26 protein-coding genes and 1 pseudogene are annotated in these 23,470 nt (G+C 75.9%); 14 read left to right on the plus strand and 13 right to left on the minus strand.

Annotation, left to right across the window (positions count from 1 at the left end):
• Nucleotides 1-23 precede the first annotated feature (23 nt).
• Both ACI8AK_RS18590 and ACI8AK_RS18595 read left to right on the plus strand, forming a co-directional pair.
• On the plus strand, nucleotides 24-1,388 hold the full coding sequence (locus tag ACI8AK_RS18590) for a DJ-1/PfpI family protein (protein WP_456957465.1): 1,365 nt from the start codon (nucleotides 24-26) through the stop codon (nucleotides 1,386-1,388).
• A gap of 42 nt (nucleotides 1,389-1,430) precedes the next feature.
• Nucleotides 1,431-1,898 carry a hypothetical protein gene (locus ACI8AK_RS18595; protein ID WP_456957467.1) on the plus strand — a complete coding sequence of 156 codons (468 nt, stop codon included), beginning with the start codon at nucleotides 1,431-1,433 and terminating at the stop codon, nucleotides 1,896-1,898.
• Nucleotides 1,899-1,920: 22 nt separating this feature from the next.
• Here ACI8AK_RS18595 and ACI8AK_RS18600 read toward each other — a convergent pair whose 3' ends face one another.
• On the minus strand, nucleotides 1,921-2,133 hold the full coding sequence (locus ACI8AK_RS18600) for a hypothetical protein (protein WP_387992680.1): 213 nt from the start codon (nucleotides 2,131-2,133) through the stop codon (nucleotides 1,921-1,923).
• A 169-nt stretch (nucleotides 2,134-2,302) separates the two neighbouring features.
• Here ACI8AK_RS18600 and ACI8AK_RS18605 point away from each other — a divergent pair, with 169 nt between their 5' ends.
• A complete protein-coding gene (locus ACI8AK_RS18605) occupies nucleotides 2,303-2,500 on the plus strand; it encodes a hypothetical protein (protein WP_456957469.1) in 198 nt (65 codons plus the stop codon).
• A gap of 10 nt (nucleotides 2,501-2,510) precedes the next feature.
• Here the strand turns inward: ACI8AK_RS18605 and ACI8AK_RS18610 are convergent, their stop codons facing one another.
• Nucleotides 2,511-2,984 carry a hypothetical protein gene (locus tag ACI8AK_RS18610; RefSeq protein ID WP_387992686.1) on the minus strand — a complete coding sequence of 158 codons (474 nt, stop codon included), beginning with the start codon at nucleotides 2,982-2,984 and terminating at the stop codon, nucleotides 2,511-2,513.
• 251 nt (nucleotides 2,985-3,235) lie between these two features.
• Here ACI8AK_RS18610 and ACI8AK_RS18615 point away from each other — a divergent pair.
• The 5 genes and pseudogenes from ACI8AK_RS18615 to ACI8AK_RS18635 all read left to right on the plus strand — a co-directional run.
• Nucleotides 3,236-3,823, plus strand: a pseudogene (locus ACI8AK_RS18615) (SemiSWEET transporter); the annotation flags it as partial.
• Between the two features lie 163 nt (nucleotides 3,824-3,986).
• A complete protein-coding gene (locus ACI8AK_RS18620) occupies nucleotides 3,987-4,880 on the plus strand; it encodes an SDR family oxidoreductase (RefSeq protein WP_456957471.1) in 894 nt (297 codons plus the stop codon).
• A gap of 39 nt (nucleotides 4,881-4,919) precedes the next feature.
• Complete coding sequence (locus ACI8AK_RS18625) at nucleotides 4,920-5,576, plus strand: ATP-dependent Clp protease proteolytic subunit (protein WP_456957508.1); 657 nt, start codon at nucleotides 4,920-4,922, stop codon at nucleotides 5,574-5,576.
• The gene (locus ACI8AK_RS18630; protein ID WP_456957473.1) at nucleotides 5,573-5,815 is read left to right on the plus strand and encodes a hypothetical protein; all 243 of its coding nucleotides are present in this window, start codon (nucleotides 5,573-5,575) and stop codon (nucleotides 5,813-5,815) included. Before ACI8AK_RS18625 ends, ACI8AK_RS18630 begins: the two co-directional genes overlap by 4 nt.
• A 293-nt stretch (nucleotides 5,816-6,108) precedes the next feature.
• Entirely contained in the window at nucleotides 6,109-7,086 is a 978-nt protein-coding gene (locus ACI8AK_RS18635; protein WP_456957474.1) for an NAD-dependent epimerase/dehydratase family protein, read from the plus strand.
• On the opposite strand, the gene ACI8AK_RS18640 is transcribed toward ACI8AK_RS18635, so the two are convergent.
• The 3 genes from ACI8AK_RS18640 to ACI8AK_RS18650 are packed head-to-tail and all read right to left on the minus strand — an operon-like array spanning nucleotide 7,071 to nucleotide 10,861.
• Nucleotides 7,071-9,200, minus strand: a complete 2,130-nt coding sequence (locus ACI8AK_RS18640; protein ID WP_456949383.1) for a phosphotransferase — start codon at nucleotides 9,198-9,200, stop codon at nucleotides 7,071-7,073. The genes ACI8AK_RS18635 and ACI8AK_RS18640 overlap by 16 nt on opposite strands.
• Nucleotides 9,197-9,991, minus strand: a complete 795-nt coding sequence (locus ACI8AK_RS18645) for an SDR family oxidoreductase (protein ID WP_456957476.1) — start codon at nucleotides 9,989-9,991, stop codon at nucleotides 9,197-9,199. The genes ACI8AK_RS18640 and ACI8AK_RS18645 overlap by 4 nt, the downstream gene beginning before the upstream one ends.
• Before the next feature lie 54 nt (nucleotides 9,992-10,045).
• Nucleotides 10,046-10,861: an alpha/beta fold hydrolase gene (locus ACI8AK_RS18650; RefSeq protein WP_456957478.1), complete on the minus strand. Its 816-nt coding sequence runs from the start codon at nucleotides 10,859-10,861 to the stop codon at nucleotides 10,046-10,048.
• Nucleotides 10,862-11,025: 164 nt separating this feature from the next.
• Between ACI8AK_RS18650 and mgrA the strand changes: the two genes are divergently transcribed.
• Together mgrA and ACI8AK_RS18660 are read left to right on the plus strand one after the other, a co-directional pair.
• Nucleotides 11,026-12,057 carry an L-glyceraldehyde 3-phosphate reductase gene (gene mgrA, locus ACI8AK_RS18655; RefSeq protein WP_456949386.1) on the plus strand — a complete coding sequence of 344 codons (1,032 nt, stop codon included), beginning with the start codon at nucleotides 11,026-11,028 and terminating at the stop codon, nucleotides 12,055-12,057.
• Between the two features lie 31 nt (nucleotides 12,058-12,088).
• The gene (locus ACI8AK_RS18660; protein ID WP_456949387.1) at nucleotides 12,089-12,649 is read left to right on the plus strand and encodes a putative glycolipid-binding domain-containing protein; all 561 of its coding nucleotides are present in this window, start codon (nucleotides 12,089-12,091) and stop codon (nucleotides 12,647-12,649) included.
• 19 nt (nucleotides 12,650-12,668) lie between these two features.
• Here the strand turns inward: ACI8AK_RS18660 and ACI8AK_RS18665 are convergent, their stop codons facing one another.
• A complete protein-coding gene (locus ACI8AK_RS18665; RefSeq protein ID WP_387992716.1) occupies nucleotides 12,669-13,175 on the minus strand; it encodes a MarR family winged helix-turn-helix transcriptional regulator in 507 nt (168 codons plus the stop codon).
• 88 nt (nucleotides 13,176-13,263) lie between these two features.
• Between ACI8AK_RS18665 and ACI8AK_RS18670 the strand changes: the two genes are divergently transcribed.
• A complete protein-coding gene (locus ACI8AK_RS18670) occupies nucleotides 13,264-13,971 on the plus strand; it encodes a GTP cyclohydrolase II (protein WP_456957480.1) in 708 nt (235 codons plus the stop codon).
• A gap of 3 nt (nucleotides 13,972-13,974) precedes the next feature.
• Entirely contained in the window at nucleotides 13,975-14,856 is an 882-nt protein-coding gene (locus ACI8AK_RS18675) for a dioxygenase family protein (RefSeq protein WP_387992722.1), read from the plus strand.
• A 139-nt stretch (nucleotides 14,857-14,995) separates the two neighbouring features.
• Here the strand turns inward: ACI8AK_RS18675 and ACI8AK_RS18680 are convergent, their stop codons facing one another.
• The 6 genes from ACI8AK_RS18680 to ACI8AK_RS18705 are packed head-to-tail and all read right to left on the minus strand — an operon-like array spanning nucleotide 14,996 to nucleotide 21,042.
• Entirely contained in the window at nucleotides 14,996-16,180 is a 1,185-nt protein-coding gene (locus ACI8AK_RS18680; RefSeq protein WP_456949391.1) for an alpha/beta hydrolase family protein, read from the minus strand.
• Between the two features lie 13 nt (nucleotides 16,181-16,193).
• Nucleotides 16,194-16,958, minus strand: coding sequence for an SDR family NAD(P)-dependent oxidoreductase (locus ACI8AK_RS18685; RefSeq protein WP_456957481.1), 765 nt, complete (start codon nucleotides 16,956-16,958; stop codon nucleotides 16,194-16,196).
• The gene (locus tag ACI8AK_RS18690) at nucleotides 16,955-17,938 is read right to left on the minus strand and encodes a fumarylacetoacetate hydrolase family protein (protein WP_456949393.1); all 984 of its coding nucleotides are present in this window, start codon (nucleotides 17,936-17,938) and stop codon (nucleotides 16,955-16,957) included. Before ACI8AK_RS18690 ends, ACI8AK_RS18685 begins: the two co-directional genes overlap by 4 nt.
• Nucleotides 17,938-18,876, minus strand: a complete 939-nt coding sequence (locus ACI8AK_RS18695; protein WP_456949394.1) for a VOC family protein — start codon at nucleotides 18,874-18,876, stop codon at nucleotides 17,938-17,940. Before ACI8AK_RS18695 ends, ACI8AK_RS18690 begins: the two co-directional genes overlap by 1 nt.
• Before the next feature lie 14 nt (nucleotides 18,877-18,890).
• Nucleotides 18,891-20,021 (minus strand): FAD-dependent oxidoreductase, encoded by a 1,131-nt coding sequence (locus ACI8AK_RS18700; protein WP_456949395.1) that lies wholly within the window; start codon nucleotides 20,019-20,021, stop codon nucleotides 18,891-18,893.
• A gap of 10 nt (nucleotides 20,022-20,031) precedes the next feature.
• Nucleotides 20,032-21,042 carry a cyclase family protein gene (locus ACI8AK_RS18705; RefSeq protein ID WP_456957483.1) on the minus strand — a complete coding sequence of 337 codons (1,011 nt, stop codon included), beginning with the start codon at nucleotides 21,040-21,042 and terminating at the stop codon, nucleotides 20,032-20,034.
• A gap of 109 nt (nucleotides 21,043-21,151) precedes the next feature.
• On the opposite strand from ACI8AK_RS18705, the gene ACI8AK_RS18710 reads away from it, so the two are divergent.
• Together ACI8AK_RS18710 and ACI8AK_RS18715 are read left to right on the plus strand one after the other, a co-directional pair.
• Nucleotides 21,152-22,114 carry a LysR family transcriptional regulator gene (locus ACI8AK_RS18710; protein WP_456957485.1) on the plus strand — a complete coding sequence of 321 codons (963 nt, stop codon included), beginning with the start codon at nucleotides 21,152-21,154 and terminating at the stop codon, nucleotides 22,112-22,114.
• 612 nt (nucleotides 22,115-22,726) lie between these two features.
• Nucleotides 22,727-23,311, plus strand: coding sequence for a VOC family protein (locus ACI8AK_RS18715; RefSeq protein WP_456957486.1), 585 nt, complete (start codon nucleotides 22,727-22,729; stop codon nucleotides 23,309-23,311).
• 3 nt (nucleotides 23,312-23,314) lie between these two features.
• Here ACI8AK_RS18715 and ACI8AK_RS18720 read toward each other — a convergent pair whose 3' ends face one another.
• Nucleotides 23,315-23,467 carry a hypothetical protein gene (locus ACI8AK_RS18720; RefSeq protein ID WP_387992749.1) on the minus strand — a complete coding sequence of 51 codons (153 nt, stop codon included), beginning with the start codon at nucleotides 23,465-23,467 and terminating at the stop codon, nucleotides 23,315-23,317.
• Nucleotides 23,468-23,470: the final 3 nt, after the last annotated feature.

Consider the following 23,470-nt stretch of genomic DNA (forward strand, 5'->3'; position numbering starts at 1 on the left):
CCGAGCACCGGGAGGAGACCGCCATGTCCGGCACGGAGGAGGTCCTCGCGTTCCCGGTCCACCCCGGCGTGACGCCGCTGGACCTCATCGGCCCGCTCACCGTGCTGAAGACCCCCGGCATCGGGGGCGCGCGGTACCGCACCGTCGTGGTCGGCGAGTGCGCCGAGCAGCTGGCCACCGACACGCCGCTGGGGCTGCTGCCGGCCGCCACCTTCGCCGAGGTGCCGGACCCGTGGGCGGTGATCGTGCCCGGTGGCGGGGCGAGCACCCTCACCGCGACGGAGGACGAGGCGCTGCTGTCCTACGTCCGCTCGGCCGCCGTCGGGGCGGAGGTCGTCGGGTCCACCGGCAACGGGGCGCTCGTGCTGGCCGCCGCCGATCTGCTGCGCGGCGCGCGGGCGGCCGTGCACTGGGCCTACCGGGAGCCGCTGGAGAAGGTGGGCGCCATCGCCGCCCGGCAGCGGTGGCTCGTCGACGGCCGGCTGCACACCGCCGCCGGCGGCACCGCCGGCATCGAGCTGGCGCTGCTCCTGCTGGCCCGGCTGCGCGGCCGGGCGATCGCACGGCTGGGCCAGCTGTCCGCGGAGTACGACCCGCAGCCGCCGTTCGGCCGGGTGGGGCCGGATCTCGCCGACGACGACCTCGCCCGGACGCTGCGCGACCCCGGTGGCGCCCCCACCGGCGGACCCGCGCCGGACGAGCGGCTCATCGCCTTCGTGCTCCACCCGGGGCTGACCGTGCTCGACCTCGTCGGTCCGCTGCAGGTGCTGACCGTGCTGCAGGGGTTCGCGCCGGGCCACCGCCCCGTGACCGTGTGGGCCCGTCGCGAGCCCGTGCCCACCGACGCAGGGGTGGCGGTGGTGCCCGACCGGACGTTCGGGGAGGTCCCGCACCCGGCGATCGTGCTCGTGCCCGGCGGCGCGCTGCCCACCATCCGCGCGATGAGCGACCCGCGGGTCCGCGACTACGTGCGTTCCGCCGCCGCCTCGGCGGAGCTGGTCACCTCGGTGTGCACCGGCTCGCTGATCCTCGGCGCGGTCGGGCTGCTGGAGGGGCGCGACGCCACCACCAACTGGTTCTACTCCGGGATCCTGGAGCGCCTGGGTGCCACGTACCACCAGCGGAGGTGGGTCGAGGACGGCGACCTGGTCACGTCCGCCGGCGTCTCCGCCGGCATCGACATGGCACTGCACCTCGCCGCCCGCCTGACCGACGAGGCCACCGCCCGCCGGGTGCAACGAGCCGTCGACTACGACCCGCGACCACCCTGGGGCGGCATCGACTACGACCGGATCCCACGTCTCCCCCGCGCCGTGCGCGGCGCGATCGGGCTGACCGCGCCGGTGGTCGCCGGGCGCGCCAGGCGGCTCACCCGCGCCGGACGCTGACCCGCGGTCGGACCGGCGTCGCGTCAGGGAGGGGAGGACGGCGTGACCGCCTCCGGGAGCGCGCCGCACGCGCAGCGCCGCAGGGCGACGGCCGCCTGGGTGCGCGCCCTGCGCGCACCGATCGCCTGGGGCGTGGTGTGGGGCTGCCTGCAGGCCGCGTCGCCGCTGGCCTTCCCCTGGCTCGACGACGCCACCGTCTACTCGATGGGGCTTGTCCTGATCGCCGCGGTCTACATCGGGTTCAGCGTGGCCGACGGGCGGGGCAGGGTCGTCGCCGTCGAGACCGTCGTCGCCGGCGTCTTCGTCGTCGTCGCCGCGGCGGGGGTGACCGGCTCGGCCTGGCTGCTCGTGGCCGGCCTGGCCGGCCACGGCCTGAAGGACCTCTGGCAGCACCGCACCGGGTTCGTGGCCGGCACCCGCTGGTGGCCGCCGTTCTGCGCCGCCGTCGACGCCGTCGCCGCCGCGCTCCTCGCCGTCGGGATCGTGGCCGACGTCCACCTCGGGTGGTGAGCCGGCGCGGTGGTGCCGGCGCTCAGGCCGCGGTCGGCACCGTCCGGGCCAGTGCGGCGGTGAGGGTCAGCCGGAGGTCGAGCAGGTCGTCGAGCGCCTGCTGGGCCGCCTGGCACAGCGTGAAGCCCTCGCCGCTCGGGGAGTCGCGGAACCCGTCGCGGGCGGTGCCGAGCTCCTGGTAGGCGACCACGATGCGGCGGTCGACGTCGGGGACCTGGGGACGAGGGAGCGACACGTCGCCTCCTCCTGCGGTTCGGTGGTGCCGGGAGGGGGTTCCCGGTCGTCCGTGCGGCGCTCTACCCACCCGGGGCCGTGCGCACGCACGTTCCGCCGCGCGGGCACCGGGCACCCGGACGGGTGAACGCCGCCGGGGGAGTGTCGGTGCCGTTCCTACGGTGAGGACCGTGACCCGTCGCACCGTCCCGTCCTGCCCCGACTGCGCCGGGTCCCCGCGCGCGGTCCCGCTCCGCTTCGGGCTGCCCTCCGCGGAGGCGTTCGACGCGAGCGACCGCGGTGAGGTCGTGCTGGGCGGGTGCCTGCTGACCGAGGGCGAGCCGCTGCCCGACCGGGCCTGCCCGCAGTGCCGGCAGCCGCTGTCCTGACCGTCGCGGGTCAGCCGATCCCGCACTCGTCGCGCAGGTAGGCCTCGACGTCGTCGCTCGCCGTGTCCAGCCCGTTCCCTGCCTCCTCCAGTGCCGCGACCGAGTCCGCGTCGGTGAGGTCGAGGTCGGCCACCGCGTCGGCCATCCGGTCCAGTCCGGTCCGCATGGTGTCCCAGTCGTCGGCGATCGCCTCCGGCGCGGTGATGTCCCGCATCTCCTCGGCGAGCTGACGGAAGACGTCGGGGACCGAGGTGTCGCCGCCGGCCTCGTCCACGGCCGCCTCGACCCGCTGGTCGAGGTCGGCTGCCCGGGTGCAGAAGTCCTCCCCGGCCGTGTCCTCCGCGGGGGAGCTGGTCGCCGGGGAGTCGGCTGCGGAGCCCCCGCCGTCGCCCGAGCCGCCGTCGTCGCCGGAGCACGAGGCGAGCAGGACGATGCCGAGGACCGCGGCCACCCCGGCCCGGACAGGACGCAGCTTCTGGCGCATGGAGCGACCGTCCCGCGACCGGCGGCCCGGGGGCAGGGTCGAAGGACCGCTCGGGGCGAGCGGGGTCACAGCGAGCGAGGTCACAGGAGGATCACGGCCGATCGGGTTCCGTTGCGGACGGCGGGCGCCGATGACCCGTGCGGTCACCCGTGGATCCGCTCAGTGACGAGGGACCCGGCCCGGTGGAGCGCCGTCTCCCGGCCGGTGGCCGCGCCCCGCGCTCGTCCTCCTGAACGGATCCCCGCACCACCATGCCCGCCGTCCTCGGCATCGTCGCGTCCACCCTCAGCATCGCCGTCGTCTGGCCCCAGGTCCGGCTCGCCTGCCGGCACGGCCGGACCCGGGGACTCTCGCCCACGGGCAGCTGGCTGGCCGTCGCGCTGAACCTGGCCTGGCTGACGTTCGGCCTGCTGGCGCACGACCCGGCCCAGGTGGTCACCAACGCCGTCGTCGGCGCGGGCAACGCCGCGGTGCTCGCCGCCCTGCTGCTCACCCAGCCGGCGCTGCGCACCCGGCAGGTCCTGGCCCGCACCGCCTCCGGCGCCGCCGGGCTGACCGCCGTGGCCGGCGGCTGCCTGGTCGCGGTGGACCTCGGCGCCGCGCCGGCCGCGGCCGCCGCCGTCCTCGCCTCCGTGGCCGCGGTCGTCGGAGTCGCCGCCGCGGTGCCGCAGCCGCTGGGCCTGCTGCGCGACCGCACGCAGGACGTCTCCGGGCTCTCGCCGGTGCGGTGGTGGCTCGGCGCCGGGTCCTGCGCCGCGTGGACCGGCCACGGCCTCGCGGCAGGGCAGGTGGCCGTGGCGCTGTCGGCCGCGGTCGGGCTCGCGTGCGCCCTCGTCACCTGCGCGGTGCTCGCCTCCCGCCGGACGCCGGCGCCGGTCGTCCCGCTGCCGGTCCGCCGCCCGGTCCGCCCCGCCGAGGCGCGCCCGGTACTGGCCGCCGCGGCCCGAGGACGCCGCCCGGGCGAGGATCGGGCGACGTCCGCACCCACCCCGAGGAGTCGCGTTGAGCCCGAGCCCCGTCGCCGTCACCGGCTCGACCGGACAGGTCGGGGGCCGGGTCGCCCGCCGGCTGTCCGCCGCCGGCGTCCCGCAGCGCCTGCTGGTCCGCGATCCGTCCCGCGCGCCGCGGTTGCCGGGCGCGACCACCGTCGTCGCGCCGTACGCCGACGGCGACGCCGTCCGCCGGGCGCTGGAGGGCGTGGGGACCGTGTTCATGGTGTCGGCGTCGGAGTCCGCCGACCGGGTCGACCAGCACCGCGCCTTCGTCGACGCCGCCGCGGCCGCCGGCGTGCGGCACCTCGTCTACCTGTCGTTCCAGGGCGCCGCCCCGGACGCGACCTTCACCCTCGCCCGCGACCACTGGGCCACCGAGGAGCACGTCCGCGCCCGCGGGCTGCGCTCCACGTTCCTGCGCGACGCGCTCTACGCCGACTTCCTGCCCGGCCTGGTGGGGGAGGACGGCGTGATCCGCGGCCCGGCCGGCGACGGGCGGGTCGCCGCGGTCGCCCAGGACGACGTCGCCGACGCCGCGGTCGCCGTGCTCCGCGAGCCCGCCGCCCATGCCGGGCGTACGTACGACCTCACCGGTCCGGAGGCGCTCACCCTCGCCGAGGTCGCGGCCACGATCACCGCCGTCACCGGCCGCCCGGTCCGGTACCACGCGGAGACCGTCGAGGAGGCCTTCGCCTCCCGCGCCTCCTACGGCGCTCCGGACTGGCAGGTCGAGGCGTGGGTGTCGACGTACACCGCGATCGCGGCCGGGGAGATGGCCGCCGTGAGCAGCGCCGTCCCCGGCCTGACCGGTCATCCGGCCACGCCGTTCGAGCAGCTGCTGCGGGCCGGCGACCGAGCCGCCCGCGCCATTCCGCCGACAGCGGAAGAATTGCGCGAATGGTGAAACGGGACCATTCGGGGGCGCATTCCTGCTGCGTTCCCGATTGACTGCGGCCGTCCGACCCCGGCGGCCCAGGAGGTACCGACCGTGCAGACCCCGACCGGCTCCCCGTCCTTGCACGACGCCGTCGCCGACCGCCTGCTCCGCGAGCGCATCGTCGTGCTCGGCAGCGAGGTGGACGACGACGTCGCCAACCGCCTGTGCGCGCAGATGCTGCTGCTCGCGGCCGACGACCCGCGACGCGACGTGCACCTCTACGTCAACTCACCCGGCGGCTCGGTGACCGCCGGGATGGCCGTCTTCGACACGATGCAGGCGATCGGCTGCGACGTCGCCACCTACGCGTTCGGGACGGCGGCCTCGATGGGGCAGTTCCTGCTGACCGCCGGCACGCCGGGCAAGCGGTTCACGCTGCCGCACACCTGGTTCCTCGTGCACCAGCCCTCGGGCGGGCTCGGCGGCACGCAGTCCGACGTCGCCGTCCAGGCCGAGGCGCTGCGCCGGCTGAAGCGGGACCTCGACGAGCTGCAGGCGCTGCACACCGGGCAGACCGTGGAGCAGATCGAGCGGGACTCCGACCGGGACCGCTGGTTCACCGCGCAGGAGGCCGTCGCCTACGGGCTGGTCGACCACGTCGTCGCCTCGGCCGCGGCGCTGCCCGGCCCGGCGCTGGTCCCCACCGGGTGGGGCGCGCCGTGACCGACTGGCTCACCGCGACCCTCGACGGCGCCCGCGCGGCCGAGCTCCGGCGGTCGGTGCGGCACCACCGCCGGGTCGCCGCCGCGGCCCGCCGACGCCGCGCCCGCCGGCTGGCCGCCCGTGCCGCCGCTCTCGCCGAGCGCTCCGCCGTCCTCGCCGCCCGGGCGGCGCTGCTGTCGCCCGGATCCCGTGCGGATGCGCAGCCGGGGCGCGGGGCGGACCGACGGGCGGTCGTCTGACCTGCGCTCTCCCCTGTAGATGCGTTGCCGCCCACGTCCTGCGGCACCGGCCTCATCGCGACGACCACCCCACCGCCCCACCAGGCGGGGCCGGGAATGTCCCGGCGGACGGTGCGTTGGAGAGGGTGCCGGTCCGGTCCATGCCCCCGGGCCTCACCTCCTGCCGCTGCGAGCGGCCACTCGCCGAGAGGCGGCTGTCGGGCCGGCGCTGCACGATCCGGCCGTCCGGTCCACCAGGACCGGGCGGCCGTCCGCGTCCGGGGACCGGCCGAGGACGTGCCAGGGTGGCGGGCGTGCGTGTCCTCGTCACCGGGAGCTCCGGCCACCTCGGCGAGGCGCTGGTCCGCGTGCTGCGCGACGCCGGGGACGACGTCGCCGGCCTGGACCTGCTGCCCTCGCCGTGGACCGACGTCGTCGCCTCGGTCACCGACCGCGCCGCGGTCCGGGACGCCCTCGCCGGCGCCGACGCGGTGCTGCACACCGCCACGCTGCACAAGCCGCACGTCGGCACGCACGGCCGGCAGGCGTTCGTCGACACCAACGTCACCGGCACCCTGGCCGTCCTCGAGGAGGCGGCGGCCGCCGGTGTCGGGCGGGTGGTGGTCACCAGCACGACCAGCGCCTTCGGCCGCGCGCTGACCCCCGCGCCCGGCGAGCCCGCCGCGTGGGTCACCGAGGCCGTGCCGCCGCGGGTGCGCAACGTCTACGGCGCCACCAAGGTCGCCGCCGAGGACCTCTGCGAGCTCGTCGCCCGCGACACCGGCCTGCCCGTCGTCGTCCTGCGGACCTCGCGCTTCTTCCCGGAGGGCGACGACAGCGACGACGTCCGCAGCGCCTACGCCGACGACAACGCGAAGGTCAACGAGCTGCTGCACCGGCGGGTGGACCTCGCCGACGTCGTCTCCGCCCACCGCGCCGCCCTCGACCGCGCGCCGGCGCTCGGGTTCGGCCGCTACGTCGTCAGCGCCACCACGCCGTTCGGCCGGGACGACCTGGTGCAGCTGCGCACCGACGCCCCGGCCGTCGTCGGACGGCTCTTCCCCGACGCCCCGGCGCTGTACGAGCGGCTGGGCTGGCGGCTGTTCCCGTCGATCGACCGGGTCTACGTCAACGCCGCCGCCCGCGCCGACCTCGGCTGGACGCCGGAGTGGGACTTCCGCGCCGCCCTCGACGCCCTCGCCGCCGGGCGCCCGCCGCGCAGCGAGCTGGCGCGGACGGTCGGCGCGAAGGGCTACCACGCCGTCCCGACCGGCCCCTACACCGCCCGCTGACCGGGGGACTCCAGCACCACGACGTCGTCCTCGTGCAGGCCGGAGGCCACCAGCGTGCCGCCGCGCTCGGCGACCGCGGTGACGAAGCCGTAGCCGGCGTCGGTGGCGCGCAGGTCGTGCACCCGGCGGCCGTCGGCCGGGTCGAACGCCATCACCCAGGCGATCGGCGTCGCCTCCGGCCGCACCCGCTCCGGCACGTTCCACAGCAGCAGCCGCAGCACGCCCGGCAGCGGCAGCAGCCGGTCCAGCAGCGCGTTGCGCGGCGCGGCGATCGCCACCCACAGCAGCCCGTCGCTGCCGAGCGAGGCGTTGTCGGGGAAGCCGGGCAGGTTCTCCACCAGCGGCTCGGTCGTGCCCGCGCGCTCCCCGGTCAGCCAGTGCCGCAGCACCCGGTAGCGGGAGGTCTCGGCCAGCAGCAGGTGCGAGCCGTCGGGCGCCCGCACCAGCCCGTTGGCGAAGCCGAGCCCGGACAGCACCGTGGTCACCGTGCCGTCGGGGTCCCGCCGCACCAGCCGCCCGGTGGCCGAGTGCTCGAAGAAGTCACCGAGGTGGTGCTCGACGTCCCACCGGGTGGTCGACGTCGTGAACCACACCGTCCCGTCGGGCGCCGCGACGACGTTGCTCGCGAAGGTCACCGGCTCGCCGTCGACCTCGGACACCAGCACCTCCACCTCGCCCGAGGCGCCCACCCGCAGCAGCCCGAGGTCGTGGTCGCAGACGAGCACGCTGCCGTCGGCGCGCGGCTCCACCCCGAGCGGGCGGCCGCCGGTCCGGCCGACCGGCGTCCGCTCGCCGGTGACCGGGTCGATCCGCACGACGCTGCCGTCGCGCAGCCCGGTGACCACCAGGCCGGCGTCGTCGAAGAGCACGTCCTCGGGGCCGGAGTCGCCGGTCGGCAGCCGGCGGGCGACGCGCAGCGGCGCGGTCGGGCCGGGGTCGGCGAACGCCGGCGGCGTCCACCGGCGCGGCCGGATGCGGCGGCGGGTGAGCAGCGGACTGCCGACCTGCGCCGCGGCGCGGTCGGGCGTGAGCCGGCCGGCCCGCCGGATCACCGCCAGGCAGCGCCGCTCGAGCAGCCGGACGGCGAGGCCGAAGGAGCGGAACGCCGGGTTCGTCGTCTGCCCCGCCCGGTAGCGCGCCCACACCTGCTGGGCGATGACCGCGACGCGGAACAGGCCGAACGCCTCGTACCAGGCCCACTCGGCGTTGGTGACCCGCTGCCCGGTCCGCGCGCTGTAGTACGCGACCACCTGCTCGCGGCTCATCATCCCGGGCAGCGTCGTGGGCTGGCGGCTGAACCGGCGCATCAGCGGGCCGTCGTCGGCCTGGATCCAGTAGCCGAGCGCGCTGGCCAGGTCCATCAGCGGGTCGCCGACGGTGGCCAGCTCCCAGTCGAGCAGGCCGACCGGGCGGGTGGGGTCGGCCGGGTCGAGGACGACGTTGTCGAACCGGAAGTCGTTGTGCACCAGCGTGTGCGGCCGGTCGGCGGGCTGGTGCTCGGCCAGCCACGCGGTCACCCGGGCGAAGGCGGGCACGTCCCGCGTGCGGGCCCGCGCGTACCGCTTCGTCCAGTTCTCCACCTGGCGGCGCACGTAGCCGGGGCCGCGGTCGAGGCCGGCCAGCCCGGCGGCCCGCACGTCGACCGCGTGCAGGTCGACCAGCAGGTCGACGACGTTGCGGCACAGCCGCGCGACCTGCTCCCGGTCGAGGTCCACGCCCGGCGGCAGCGAGCGGCGGGGGATCGGCCCCTCGACCCGCCGGACGACGGAGAACGGCGTCCCGACGACGGCGGTGTCCTCGCACAGCGCGACGGTGCGCGGCACGTGCGGGAGGACCCGGCCCAGCGCGTCCTGGACGCGGTACTCGCGGGCGACGTCGTGCGCGGTGCCGGCGTGCTCCCCGCGCGGCGGGCGGCGCAGCACCAGGTCGCCGTCGGGGTAGCGCAGCAGGTAGGTCAGGTTGGAGACGCCGCCGGCGAACTGGCGCACCTCGGGGACGGCGGACAGGTCGACGCCGGCCCGCGCGGGGTCGGCGTGCGCGGCCAGCCAGGCGGCGACGGCGGGGACGTCGAAGGCGTCCTCGGCCCGGACCGGGCGCGCGTCGGTGGCGGTCACGAGAGCCGCCGGACGACGGAGAGCGGCAGCACCCGCATCGCGACGCCGATCGGCACCCACGGCCAGGCCGGCACGTACGCCTTCGCCCTGCGCGCCTCGATCGCCTCGACCATCGCGCGCACGCCGGTCCCGGTGTCCACCATGAACCGGGTGGCCTGCTGCACGTGCTCGTTCATCTCCGACCGGATGTAGCCCGGGTACACCACGGACACGTCGACGCCGGGGATGCGCTCGGAGCGCAGCCCCTCGGCGAGTGCCGCCACCCCGGCCTTGGTGGCCGCGTAGGTGGTCGTGCTCCTCCGCATCCCGCGCAGCGCGGACATCGACGAGACGAGCACCAGGTGGCCGCGGCGCTGCCGGCGGAACACCTCCAGCGCCGCCTCGCACTGCGCCAGCGCGCCGACGAAGTTGGTCATCGCCGTCTCGCGGTTGGCGTCGGCGCGGCCGGTGCCGAGCGGGGCGCCCTTGCCCAGGCCGGCGTTGACGACCACCCGGTCGAGCCCGCCGAAGGCCTCGTCGAAGCGGCGGAACACCGCGGGCACGGCGTCGGCGTCGGTGACGTCGAGCGCCGCCGTCTCCACCCGCCGGCCGCTCGCCGTCCGGATCCCGTCCGCGAGGGCGTCCAGCCGGTCGGTCCGGCGGGCGCACAGCGCGAGGTCCCAGCCGCGGGCGGCGAACTGGCGCGCCATCTCCGCGCCGAGCCCGGAGCTCGCCCCGGTGACCAGGACGACACCCCTGCCCGGGCGGGCCTGGGGGGAGGACGGACCGGGACCGGGGGAGGAGGAGGGCACCCGGGCACGCTAGATCCGGCCGGTGCCGGCCCGGTGCCCGGGGGCCCGGCGGCCTCAGGCCCGGACGGCGGGACGCACCTGCGCCAGCACGAAGGCGGCGACGACGTCGTGCACGGCGTCGCGGTCGTGCTCGTTGAGGACGTCGTGCAGGTCGCCCGGGAAGGTGCGCAGCGTCGCCCGCGGCAGCCGCGCGACCAGCGCCCGGGAGTTCTCCAGCGGGACGACCGGGTCGTCCTCGCCGTGCAGGACCAGCGTCGGGACGTCGGGCCGGCCCCGGGTGAGCCCGTCGGCCACCGCGGCCCACGAGCGGACCACCGCCTCCAGGGTCTGCCGGGGCACCGGCCCGCGGTTCACCAGCGGGTCGGTGCGCAGCGCCTCCAGGTAGCCGGGGTGGGTGCTGAACACCTCCGCCGGGTCCGGGGGCTCGACCTCCCCGGCGTCCTCGGCGAGCATCGCCTCGATCACCGGCACGGGGAGGGCGGGCGGGTCGGAGACGACCAGCGCCTCCGCCAGGTCGGGGGACCGCTGGGCCAGCAGCAGCGCGGCCACGCCCCCGCCGGAGTGGCCCGTCAGCACCAGCGGCCGGCCGGGGTGCCGGGCCCGGGCGATCGCGGCCAGCGTGCGGAGGTCGTCGGCCTGGTCGTCCCGGCTGAGCATCAGGTCGCGCGCGCCGTCGCTGCGGCCGTGGCCGATCGCGTCCAGGGCGTGCACGGCGATCCCGTCGGCGGCCAGCCGCCGGCCGAGGGGCGCGTAGAGGCCCAGGTGCTCGCCGAAGTCGCCGTGGTGGAGGACGACGACGGCGCGGGCCTCGCCGTCGGGGAGCCAGGCGTCGTGGTGCACGCGGCCCCGGGTGCCGTCGAAGAAGGGCATCGCGGCCCCTCCCTCCGGGTCGGGCGGACGGGCCCCCGCGCCGGTGATCGTCCTCGCCGTCGCCCCGGTGCAGCCGGGTCCCGCCCCCTCCCGGGGGAGGGCCCGGCGCTGCGTCACCCGGGGCGCCCGGTTCGGCTCCCCGCGTGCCGGGCAGGATCGTCGTCATGACGTATGCCGCAGCCGAGGGACGCTACGACTCGATGACCTACCGCCGGACCGGCCGCAGCGGCCTGGACCTCCCGGCGATCAGCCTGGGGCTGTGGCACAACTTCGGCGACGACGTGCCGCTGGACCGCCAGCGCGCCATCCTCCGCCGGGCCTTCGACCTGGGCATCACGCACTTCGACCTGGCCAACAACTACGGCCCGCCCTACGGCAGCGCGGAGACCAACTTCGGCCGCCACCTGCGCGACGACTTCCGCCCCTACCGCGACGAGCTGGTGCTCTCCACCAAGGCCGGCTGGGACATGTGGCCCGGCCCCTACGGCCAGGGCGGCGGCTCGCGGAAGTACGTGCTCGCCAGCCTCGACCAGTCGCTGCGGCGGATGGGCCTGGACTACGTCGACGTCTTCTACTCGCACCGGCCGGACCCGACGACGCCGCTCGAGGAGACGATGGGGGCGCTGGACACCGCCGTCCGGTCGGGGAGGGCGCTCTACGCCGGCATCTCCTCCTACTCGCCGGAGGACACCGCGAGGGCCGCCGCGATCCTCGCCGACCTCGGCACGCCGCTGCTGATCCACCAGCCCAGCTACTCGATGCTCAACCGCTGGATCGAGACCGAGGGCCTGCTCGACACCCTCGCCGACGTCGGCGCCGGCTGCATCGCGTTCTCGCCGCTGGCGCAGGGGATGCTCACCGACAAGTACCTCGGCGGCATCCCCGAGGGCTCGCGGGCCAGCCAGGGCAAGTCGCTGTCGCCGGACCTGCTCACCGACGAGGCGATCACGCACGTCCGCGCGCTGGGCGAGCTGGCGGCAGAACGCGGGCAGTCGCTGGCGCAGATGGCGCTGGCCTGGGCGCTGCGCGACCCGCGGGTGACCAGCGTGCTCATCGGCGCCAGCAGCGTCGCCCAGCTCGAGCAGAACGTCGGCGCGCTCGAGCGGCGGGACTTCAGCGACGAGGAGCTCGCCCGCATCGACCGGCACGCCGTCGACGCCGGCATCGACCTGTGGGAGGGCGCCCGCACCGCCTGAGTCCGTCGGTGGCCGGGCCTAGCCTCCGCGCATGGACCCCCGGGTGGTGGCGTGGCGGCGGACCGACGAGGACGCCGGGCACAGCCTGGCCCGCGTCGAGCGGCGGGACGGCGGCTGGCTGCTCCACGGCACCGAGGTCCTCGCGGGCCCGGGGACCGTCCTCGCCTGCACGTTCCGCGTGCGGCTCGACGAGACGTGGGCCACCCGCGCGGTCGAGGTCTCGTCGGTGTCCGCCGCCGGAGAGCGCCGGCTGGCCCTGTCGGCGGACGACCACCGCCGGTGGACCGTCGACGGCGAGCGCGCCCCGGAGCTCGACGGGTGTGTGGACGTCGACGTCGCCGCCACTCCGTTGACCAACACCTTCCCGATCCGGCGGCTGGCGGGCCTCGGCGTCGGCGAGGAGGCGACGACGCCGGTCGCCTGGGTCGACGTGCCGGCGCTCGGGGTGACGCGGGTCGACCAGACCTACCGCCGGCTGGGCCCGCTGCGGTGGCGGTACTCCGACGACGCGCACGGCGCCTTCGAGCTCACCGTCGACGGCGACGGCCTGGTCGTCGACTACACCGGCATGGCCACCCGCGTCGCCGGCTGACTCCGCGGCGGCCGCGGACTCACCGGTCCCGGCCGCGCGCCTCCGCCGCCGCCAGGCCCGTGGCCAGGCGGCCGTCCGGGTCGAGCCGTTCCAGGAGCGCCCCGGCGACGTCGGCGAGCTGGCCGACCTGCTCCGGCGTCAGCGCGTCGATCACGTGCTCGCGCACCGTCGCCAGGTGCCCGGGCGCGGTCTCGCGGACCTTGGTCCAGCCGGCGTCGGTGAGCCGGGCGTTGGTGGCCCGCCCGTCGGAGGGGCACGGCGCCCGCTCGACCAGGCCGCGCTCCTCCAGCCGCCGCACGACGTGCGACAGGCGGGGGAGCGTGGCGTTGGTGCGGGTGGCCAGCTCGGTCATCCGCAGCGTGCGCTCCGGCGCCTCGGACAGCATCGCGAGCACGTGGTAGTCGAAGTGGGTCAGCCCGGCGTCGCGGCGGAGCTGGCCGTCCAGCACGCCGGGCAGCAGCTCGACGACGGCGACCAGGCGCAGCCAGGCCCGCATCTCGTCGTCGTCCAGCCACCGGGGTCCCACGACGACATCGTCCCACCCGGGTGCTTGTCGCTTCAACCAACGGGGACTAGGGTCATCGGTTGTAGGTACAAGTGACGTGGAGGCCGCAGTGACCCTCTCCCTCGACCCGGACCTGGTGTCCCCGGTCCCCTCGGCGACGGTGCGCACCCGGGTGACCGTGCCGCTGCGCTTCGCCGACGGGTACGCCACGACGGCCGAGGTGGTGACCTTCGACGGGCTGGCCGACGGCCGGGAGCACCTGCTGCTGGGTCTCGGCGACTGGCGCGGCGCGCTGACCCGCTCGGCGGCCGGCGGGCAGGCGCCGCTGGTGCGCCCGCACAGCGAGTGCCTCACCGGCGACGTCCTCGGCTCGCAGCGCTGCGACTGCGGCCCGCAGCTTCGCGAGGCCGCCGAGCGGATCGCGGACGAGGGCGGCTTCCTGCTGTACCTGCGCCAGGAGGGCCGCGGCATCGGCCTGTACGCCAAGCTCGACGCCTACGCGCTGCAGGACGCCGGCCTGGACACCTACGAGGCCAACCGGGCGCTGGGCCGCGGCGAGGACGAGCGCGACTACACGGCCGCCACGCAGATGCTGCAGGCGCTCGGCGCCGACCGGGTCAGGCTGCTGTCGAACAACCCCGACAAGGCCGCGCAGCTCGAGCTGCTCGGCGTCGCGGTCACCGAGCGGGTGCCCACCGGCGTCCACCTGTCGGCGGCCAACGCCCGCTACCTCGCCGTCAAGCGCGACCACACCCAGCACACCCTGGACCTGCACACCCTGGACCTGCACACCCTCGACCTCCCGCTGGCGGGCTGACCCGTGCACCCCACCGCCGCCGCGGACGCGCTCGTCGACCCCCGGCACCCCTTCGCCGCGCACCTGCGGCACGTCGCCGGGCTGGGGCAGCACCGCCCCTGGACGCCGGACGACGGCCCGCTGCCGGCGCTCTACCTCAGCCACGGCGCGCCGCCGCTGTTCGAGGACGCCGCCTGGATGCGCGAGCTGGCCGCCTGGGCCCGGGCACTGCCCCGGCCGCGGGCGGTGCTCATCGTCAGCGCGCACTGGGAGTCCGACTCCCTCGGCATCACCAGCACCGTGCCCACCGAGCTCGTCTACGACTTCGGCGGGTTCGACCCGATGTACTCGCGGATGCGCTACGACACCCCGGAGTCCGGCGAGCTGGCGCGGCAGCTGCTCGCCGTCCTGCCGGAGGCGGCGCACGTGTACGAGCACCGCGGCCGGGGCCTCGACCACGGCGCGTGGGTGCCGCTGAAGGTCATGTACCCGGAGGCCGACGTCCCGGTGCTGCAGCTGAGCCTGCCGACGCACGACACGGCGACGCTGCTGGCGCTGGGGGAGCGGCTGCGGCCGCTGCGCGAGCAGGGCGTGCTGGTGGTCGGGTCGGGCTTCATGACCCACGGCCTGCCGTACCTGACCCGCGAGATGCTCGGCGGCGCCGTCCCCGGCTGGTCGGCGGACTTCGACGCCTGGGCCGCCGACGCGCTCGCCCGGGGCGACGTCGAGGAGCTCGCCCGCTTCCGGCTCCGGGCGCCCGGCCTGCGCTACGCCCACCCGACGGTCGAGCACTTCACGCCGCTGTTCGTCACCCTCGGCGCCGCGACCGATCCGACGGCCGGCGTCACCACCGCGATCGACGGCTTCTTCATCGGCCTCGCGAAGCGCTCGTTCCAGGTGGCGTAGCGCCCGGTCGTCGCCGAGTGGCCGGTCGCCGGGGTCATCGGGCACCGGAGACCCCCGTCGCTGACCACTCGCGCACCCGGTGTCGACCTGCTGCCGTCTCGGCGCCCCGGAGACGGCAGCAGGTCGTCGACCGGCGGGGTCAGGCCCGCTGGGCGCCCAGCTCGGCGAAGGTGTCGGCCACCCAGTCGGCGATGAAGGTGCTCACGAACGGCAGGTGGTCCAGGCCGATGTGCTCGGTCGCGCCCTCCTCGGGCGTGAACACCCGCAGCTCCCGCTTGGGCGAGTTGACCGCCTGGTCGTGGGACCGGTGCGCCATCTCCAGCGGGATCTGCCGGTCGTTGGCCCCGTGCGCGACGAGGAACGGCACGCGGATCCGCTCGACGACGCCCTCGAGGGTCACCTGGTCGGCGAAGTCGAGGAACGCGTCGAGGTGGTCCTCGTCGCCGTCGACGCCCCACACCCACAGGACGTGCTCCCAGTAGTGCGGCACCGGCCGCTCGCCCTCGCGCTGACGGCGGCGCCGCTGCACCGCGCCCCAGTCGTGGTTGGCGCCCCACGCCACGCACAGTGCGAACCGCGGCTCGAACGCGGCGGCCCGCGGGGCGTAGTAGCCGCCCAGCGACCAGCCGACGATGCCGATGCGGGAGGCGTCGACGTCGGACCGCTGCTCCAGCCAGTCGACGGCGGCGCCGGCCCACGCCTCGGTGTCGACCCGCGCGGTGAGCCCCTGCAGGCGCAGCGCCTCGCCGGTGCCGGGCTGGTCGAGCATCAGGCAGGAGATGCCGCGCGCGGCCAGCTCCTCCCAGTGGTTCGAGGCGTACATGTGCTCCTTGGTGGAGTCCAGCCCGTTGACCAGCACCACCACCGGGACCGGGCCGTCGTCGGCGGCCGGCGCCTGGGAGAAGTAGGCCGGCAGCGTCGTCCCCTCGTAGGGGACCGCGACGCGGGAGACGCGCGGGCTGTGCGTGTCGAACGCCTTCTGCGCGATCTCCAGCATCCGCCGGTAGGTGGGCACCCGGTTCGGGTCGGAGTGGGCGAGCATCCGCTCGGCCTGCGCGAGGTAGTTGCTGGCGCGGAACCACAGCTGCCCGGCGGTGCGCACGTGCCCGGCCTTCTCGGCCGCCTCCGCCTGGCCGACGAGCTGGTCGGTCAGCGCGGTCCAGGCGCGCAGGAAGTCCGGCGTCCCGGCGTCCTCGCCGGCGTTCGCGGCGTCCTTGATCGGCCGGCAGGCGCGGTCGACCTCGTCGATGAGGCCGCCGGAGTTCAGCGTGGCGACGACGCCGAGGTTCCAGGTGTAGGGACCGGTGGGGAAGTACTCGAACACGGGGCGGTTCCTCTCAGGATGCGGCCGGCGCCGCGGCGGACACGGCGTCGCTGATCGACTTCACGCCGCCGTGGGCGGTCATCCCGCCGTCGACGGGGATCTCGGCGCCGGTGATGAACGAGGCGCCGTCGCCGAGCAGGAAGGCGACCAGCGGCGCCACCTCGTCGACGGTGCCGGTGCGGCCGAGCGGGGTCTCGGCGACGTTGGCGGCGCGGAAGGCCGGCGCCGCCGAGGCGGTCATCGGCGTCTCGACGTAGCCGGGGTGGATCGTGTTGACCCGGATGCCGCGCGGGCCGAGCTCCAGGCAGGCCGCCTTGGCCAGCCCGCGCAGCGCCCACTTGGACGCGGTGTAGGCGACCGGGAAGTGCCCGGTCAGCGCGGCCACCGAGCCGACGACGACGACCGAGCCGCCGCCGGTCATCAGCGGGGTGAGCGCCTGGATGCCGAGCAGCGTCCCGGTGACGTTGACCTCGCACACCCGGGCGAGGTCGGCGGGGTCGAGGTCGGCCAGCCGCGCCCGCCAGGTGACCCCGGCGTTGGCGACCAGCCCGTGCACCCGGCCGTGCTCGGCGCGGAGGTCCCCGGCCAGCGCGGCCCAGCCGGCGGCGTCGGTGACGTCGAGCCGCCGGTAGGCCGCCCCGCCGAGGTCCTCGGCGGGGCCGTCCTGCACGTCGGTGGCGACGACGGTCGCGCCCTCGGCGGCCAGCAGCCGGGCCTCGGCCGCGCCCTGCCCCTGGGCCGCGCCGGTGACGACGACGACCCGGCCGGTCAGGCTCACGCCGGGCGCTTGCGGGTGCGCGGCCGCGGCCGGGCGGCCGGCACCGGCGGCAGGTCGACGCCCTCGACCACCCGGTTGCGGATGGTGCCGATGCCCTCGACGGTCATCTCCACGACGTCGCCGGGCCGCAGCGGCGGGGGAGCGGCCTCGCCGCGGCGGCCCCACAGCTCGGCCAGGCAGCCGCCGTTGCCGCAGGTCCCCGAGCCGAGCACGTCGCCGGCGCGGACCTCGGTGCCGCGGGAGGCGTAGGAGACGAGCTCCTCGAACGGCCAGCCCATGTTGGACAGCAGGTCCTGGCCGACCTCGGTGCCGTTCACCGACACCCGCATGTCCAGCGCGAGGAAGCCCTCGTCGTCCCGGAAGGGCTCCAGCTCGTCGGCGGTGACCAGCCACGGGCCGAGCGTGGTGGCGGAGTCCTTGCCCTTGGCCGGGCCGAGGTTGACCTTCATCTCCCGGGCCTGCAGGTCGCGCGCGGACCAGTCGTTGAGCACCGTGTAGCCGAAGACGTGCTCGCGGGCCTGCTCCGGCGTCAGCGAGGCGCCGTCCCGGCCGACGACGACCGCCACCTCCAGCTCAAAGTCGAACCGCTGCGAGCCCGGCGGCACCGCGACGTCGTCGTGCGCGCCGACCAGCGCGTACGGGTTGGTGAAGTAGAACGTCGGCGCCTGGTACCACTCGTCGACCACGCCGGCGACGCCGTCGATCGCCTTGCGCACGCCTTCGACGTGCTCCTCGAACGCGACGAAGTCGCGCACGGTCGGCGCCTCCAGCGGCGGCAGCAGGCGGACCGACCCCAGCGGCACGGCCGGGCCGCGCAGCGCCTCCTCGCCGGCCGACAGCGCGGCGGGCAGGCCGGCGCGGACCAGGTCGAGGACCGTCGTCCCCTCCGGCAGGGCGTGCAGGCCGGCCGTGCCGTCGGGGAGGTCGCTGACGACGCCGGCCCGCACCGCGCCCCCGGAGGACCAGGTGGCGAACCGCATCAGACCGGGGGAGCGACGAACAGACCCTTGTCGGGGTCGTTGAACGACTTCCTCGCGACGAACTCGTTCATCGCGTTCGCGGTGCCCCACTGGTCGCTGACCTCGGGGTTGCTGAAGTCGTAGACGTGCGGGTGCCAGGTGTCCTCGTCGAGGACCTCGAGCTCGGTCGTGTACTCGACGGTGTTGCCGTGCGGGTCGAGGAAGTAGGAGAAGGTGTTGTTCCCGGCCAGGTGGCGGCCCGGGCCCCAGATCTTCTCCACGCCTTGGCGCAGCAGCCGGCCGGTGCCGCGCATGTACTCGTCGAGGCCGCGCAGCTCGAACGAGGCGTGGTGCAGCGAGGCGTGCGGACCGCGGGCGATCGCCATCGAGTGGTGCCAGGCGTTGGTCCGCATGAACCACATCATGTTGCCCATCCGCGGGTGCATCAGGGTGTCCGACAGCGAGAACGCCAGGTGCTTCTCGTAGAAGGCCAGGGTGCCCTCGGGGTCGGCGGAGTTGACGACCACGTGGGACAGCCGCACCGGGATCGACTCGCCCTCCTCGACCGCGCGGTGCTGCCGCACGGCGACGTCGGCGCTGACCTCGATCGTGCGGCCCTCGTTGTCGAAGAACCGGAAGCCGTAGCCGCCGCCGGGGGTCTGCAGGTCGGTCGGCTCGTGCACCAGCTGGACGCCGTCGCGGGCCAGGTTCCCGGCCAGGGTGTCGACGTCGGCCCGGTCCTTGGCGCCGAAGCTGATCAGGTCGATCCGCTTGTCGGTGGCCTCGCGCAGCCGGACGACGTACTGCTCCGGGCTGCCCTCGGCGGCGAGGAAGGCCAGGCCCGAGTCGGAGTGCTCGGCCGTGAGGCCCCAGGTGCCGGAGAAGAAGTCGAGCTGCTTGGCGAAGTCGGGCACGGCCAGGTCGACGTGCCGCAGGTGGGTGATCAGGCGCTGGGTCATGGGGTCTCCCTGGGTTACGCGGGCTGGGCGACGAGCTGGGCGATCGAGCGCATGAGGCCCGGGATGTCGCCCTGCACGTGGTCGAGCTGCCACTGGGCGAGCTGGTTGGAGGCGTCGACGACGGTCTTCGCGCGGTCGAAGCGGCGGGCGGTGAAGGCGTCCCACAGGTCCTGGTCCAGCGCGGACCGGGTGAGCAGCAGGTCGGTGAGCGCGTAGGCGTCCTCGAGCGCCTGCGCGCCGCCCTGGGCGATGGTGGGCGGGCAGGTGTGCGCGGCGTCGCCGACCAGCACCACCCGGCCGCGGTTCCACGGGGCGGGCAGCACGTGGGTCTCGAACCAGGTGTAGTTCACCCGGGACGGGTCGGTGAGCGTCTCGCGGACGTCGTCCCACGGCCCGTGGTAGGCCGCGGCGAGCTCGCGCATGGTGGCCAGCTGCTCCTCGGGCGTGAGCGTCGAGCGGTCCTGCGCCGGCTCCACGATGTAGGCGTAGAGCGAGTCCTCCCCGGTCGGGCAGTAGCCGGCGATGAACGACGGCCCGCCGTAGTACAGGTCGGTGCGGGTCACGCTCGCCGGCCGCGGGCCGAACGCGCGCCAGATGCCCATGCCGACCGGCCTGGTCTCCAGCTCGATGCCGAGCGCCCGGCGGGTCCACGAGCGCAGGCCGTCCGCGCCGACGACGAGGTCGTACCGGCCGGTCGAGCCGTCGGCGAAGGCGACGTCGACGCCGGTCGCGTCCTGGCGCAGCTCGGTGTGCGTCGTCCCGAACCGGACCTTGACGCCGACCTCGGCGGCGCGGTCGGTGAGGATGCGCGCCAGCTCCGGGCGCGACATCCCCATGACGGCGGGCAGGTCCGGGCCGCCCGTCTTCGCGTCGGGGACCTCCGCGACGACGGTGCCGGCCGGGTCGGGCGCCCGGATGCCGGTGACGTCGAAGGCGTACCCGGCGGCGGACACCCGCTCCCACACGCCGAGGGTGCGCAGCTCGCGCAGCGCGTTGCCCTGCAGCGTGATGCCGGAACCGAGGGCGGTCACCTCCGGCTTGATCTCGACCAGCTCGACGGCGACGCCGGCCTCGGCCAGGCGGATGGCGGTGGCGGCGCCGGCGAGGCCGGCACCGACCACCAGGACGTTGCTGACGGCGGGCATCGGGGGCCTCCTACTTGACGGCGATCGGGTTGACGGGGGCGCCGACGGCGCCGGTCACGGGCAGGGGGGCGGCGGCGAGGAAGAACTCCCAGACGCCGTCGGCGGCGCAGTCGGCCGCGAGGGCGTCGAGGTCCCACAGCTCGCCGAGGAACAGCCCGGTGTTCGGGATGCACACCTGGTGCAGCGGCTGGAAGGCGACGTCGAACTCGTTGGGCCGCACCTCGAAGCCCCAGGTGTCGGTGGCGACGCCGGCGATCTCGGTGGCGTGCAGCCAGTCGGCGGTGGTGAAGCTCAGGCCGGGCGCGGGGCCGCCGGCGTAGTCGCCCCACCCCTGCCCGGCGGCGACCGAGCGGCGGGCCCGGGTGAGCTGGCCGGTGCGCACCAGCAGCAGGTCGCCGCGGCCGACCCGGGCGGACCCGCCCTGGGCGGCGATGGTGGCCTCGAGGTGGTCGGGGGTGATGGCGAAGCCGTCCGGCAGCTCGCCGTCGGTGTCGATCGCGCGGCCGACGTCGAGCAGCACGCCGCGGCCGGCGATCCGGTCGGCGACGGTCTCGATGCCGGTGACGGCGTCGCCGAGGCTGGTGACGACGTCGCCGGCGCGGCGGCCGTTCCAGGCGTTGCCGTGGTCGAAGATGTGGCCCAGGCCGTCCCACTGGGTGGAGGCCTGCAGCGGCATCGCGATCACGTCATCAGCGCCGCCGATGCCGTGCGGGAAGCCCTGCACGCCGCGCTCGGCGTCGGTGCCGGTGTCGAGCATCGTGTGCACCGGGTTGGTGCGCCGGCGCCAGCCCTTCTGCGGGCCGTCGGCGTCGAACCGCTGCGACAGCGAGAAGCTCACGCCCCGGCGCACGAGCGCGGCACCCTCGCGGCGCTTGTCCTCGGTGAGGAAGTTGAGCGTGCCGAGCACGTCGTCGGCGCCCCAGCGGCCCCAGTTGGAGCACCGCTCGGCAGCGGCCTTGATCGCCGTCTCGGGGTCGGTGCGGTCGAGCTCGGCGGGGTCCAGCCAGGTGCGGTCGGGCACGGTCGCGTCTCCTTCGTCGTGACGCGGACCACGGTCCGTCACCCCGGGTGGGGGAGGGAAGACGAGATGTCTGATGGGGGTCATAGACGGCGCCGATACCGTCGGCGTCGTGAACCTCGCGAGCCTGGACCTCAACCTGCTCGTGTCCCTCGACGCCCTGCTCCAGCAGCGCAGCGTCACCCGGGCCGCGGCGCAGATGGGGCTGTCCCAGCCGGCGCTGTCGGCGTCGCTGGCCCGGCTGCGCCGCCACTTCGGCGACGAGCTGCTCACCCGGGTCGGCAACGAGTACCGGCTCACCCCGCTGGCCGTGCAGCTGCGCGAGCTGGTGCGGGTGGCGCTCAGCGGCGTCGAGCGGGTGTTCACCGCCCAGCCCGGGTTCGACCCCGCGTCGTCGACCCGAGAGTTCTCCGTGCTGGTGAGCGACTACGTCGTCGTCGTCCTCGGCGACACCATCGCCGCGCTGCTCGCCGAGGAGGCGCCGCACACCCGGCTGCGGCTGACCCCGCACTCGCCGGCGATCGTGGAGACCGCGTCCTCGGCGCTGCTCACCACCGACCTCATGCTGCTGCCGCACGGGTTCGCCGCCGACCTGCCGCACCGCGACCTCTACCGCGACGAGTGGGTGTGCGTGGTCGCCGCCGACAACCCCGTGACCGAGCGGGGGCTCACCGTCGAGGACCTCGAGGAGCTGCCGTGGGTGGCGACCTACCACGGGCAGACGGCGTCCACCCCCGCCGCGCGGCAGATGCGCCAGCTCGGCATCGAGCCGCGGGTGCAGGTGGTCAACGAGAGCTTCCTGACCGTCCCGGCGCTGGTGGCCGGCAGCGACCGGATCGCGCTGCTGCAGCGCCGGCTGGTCGACCTGCTGCCGCTCGGCTCGGGCATCCGGGCGCTGCCGCCGCCGTTCGAGGCCGGGCCGCTGGTCGAGGCGATGTGGTGGCACCCGGTGTACGACGACGACCCCGAGCACCGGTACCTGCGCGACGTCGTCTCCCGGGCGACGGAGCTCGCCGTCCCACCGGGCGGGCGGGAGGGCATCGACCTGGCTGATACGGCACCCCGGGAGAAGTGATCTCCGCTCCGGGCGGGCGGTACCGACACCCGCCGTCCCGTGACGCCGGTCACGGGACCGGCGCCCGTCCTCCCCGGAGACGCCCGTGTCGGTCCACAACGCCGGACCCCTCACCGACGAGGTGGCCGTCGACCCCGCCACCGGCCGCCCGGCCGGCCGCGCGCAGGCCCCGGTCCTGCCGTGCATCCAGGACGCCTTCGCCGGCACGTCGGGCGTCGAGACGCTCACCCCGGTGGTGCTCACCGCGCCGGCGCTGGTCATCGGCCTGACCGCGAGGGTCGCCGGCCGGATCGTCGACCGGGTCGGGCGCGAGCGGCTGCTGGTCGGCGCGCTGCTCGCCGACTACTCCTCGGGCCCGCGGCAGGAGCGCTGCTCCGGCCTGCAGGTCGTGTTCACCACCGTGGCCGCCTGCTGTTCCTCGCCCTCGGCGGCGCGCCCGGGTCGCACTCGTGGCGGACGCCGTTCCGGCTCTCCGCCGTCAGCCTGCCGCTGGCCGTCGCGGCGGCGCGGTTCGTCCGGCAGCCCACCCCGGCCGCGCGCTCGGAGAGGCTGCCCGCGCTGCCCTGGGCCCGGCTGGCCGCACCGGTCGGGGTCACCCTGCTCGGCGGGCTGGTGTTCCGCGTCCTGGTCGTCGAGCTGTCGTTCGAGCTCGACGCGATCGGCGTGACCGCCACCGGCACCATCGGAGCGGTCGGCGCGATTAGCTCGCTCGGCACCGCGGTGGCCGCGCGCACCGACCGGCCCGCCCCGGCACCGCCCCCGCACCCCTGGACCTCCGGGGTGCGGGGGCGGTGCACTGGGCGCCCCGCGCCCGAGGAGGTCCCCGTGGACGTCACCGTCGTCTCCGTGCCCGTCACCGACCAGGACGCCGCGCTGCGCTTCTGGACCGGCCAGGTCGGCCTGGCGGTGCTGCGCGACGCGGAGTTCGCACCCGGCATGCGCTGGGTGCAGGTGGGCACGCCGGGCTCGGGCACCTCGCTGACGCTGGTCACCTGGTTCGACCGGATGCCGCCGGGCTCGCTGCAGGGCCTGGTGTTCGAGGTCGACGACGTCGACGCCGAGTACGCGCGGATGGCCGGTGCGGGCGTCCCGTTCGAGGGGCCGCTGACGACCGAGGCGTGGGGCCGGCAGGCGGTGTTCGCGGACCCGGACGGCAACCGGTTCGTGCTGAGCAGCCGCGCCCGGGTGCCGGCCTGAGGCTCAGCGGCGGGTGCGCTCCCGCATGCCGAGGGCGGCGGTGACGAGCAGGAGCCCCAGGCCGACGAGGACCAGCCAGAACAGGCCCTCGACGACCCACCCGACGATCGTCACGACCAGCCAGACGACCAGCAGCAGACCGAGCAGACGCAGCACGGG

This window comes from Geodermatophilus sp. SYSU D00867, from assembly GCF_054050315.1.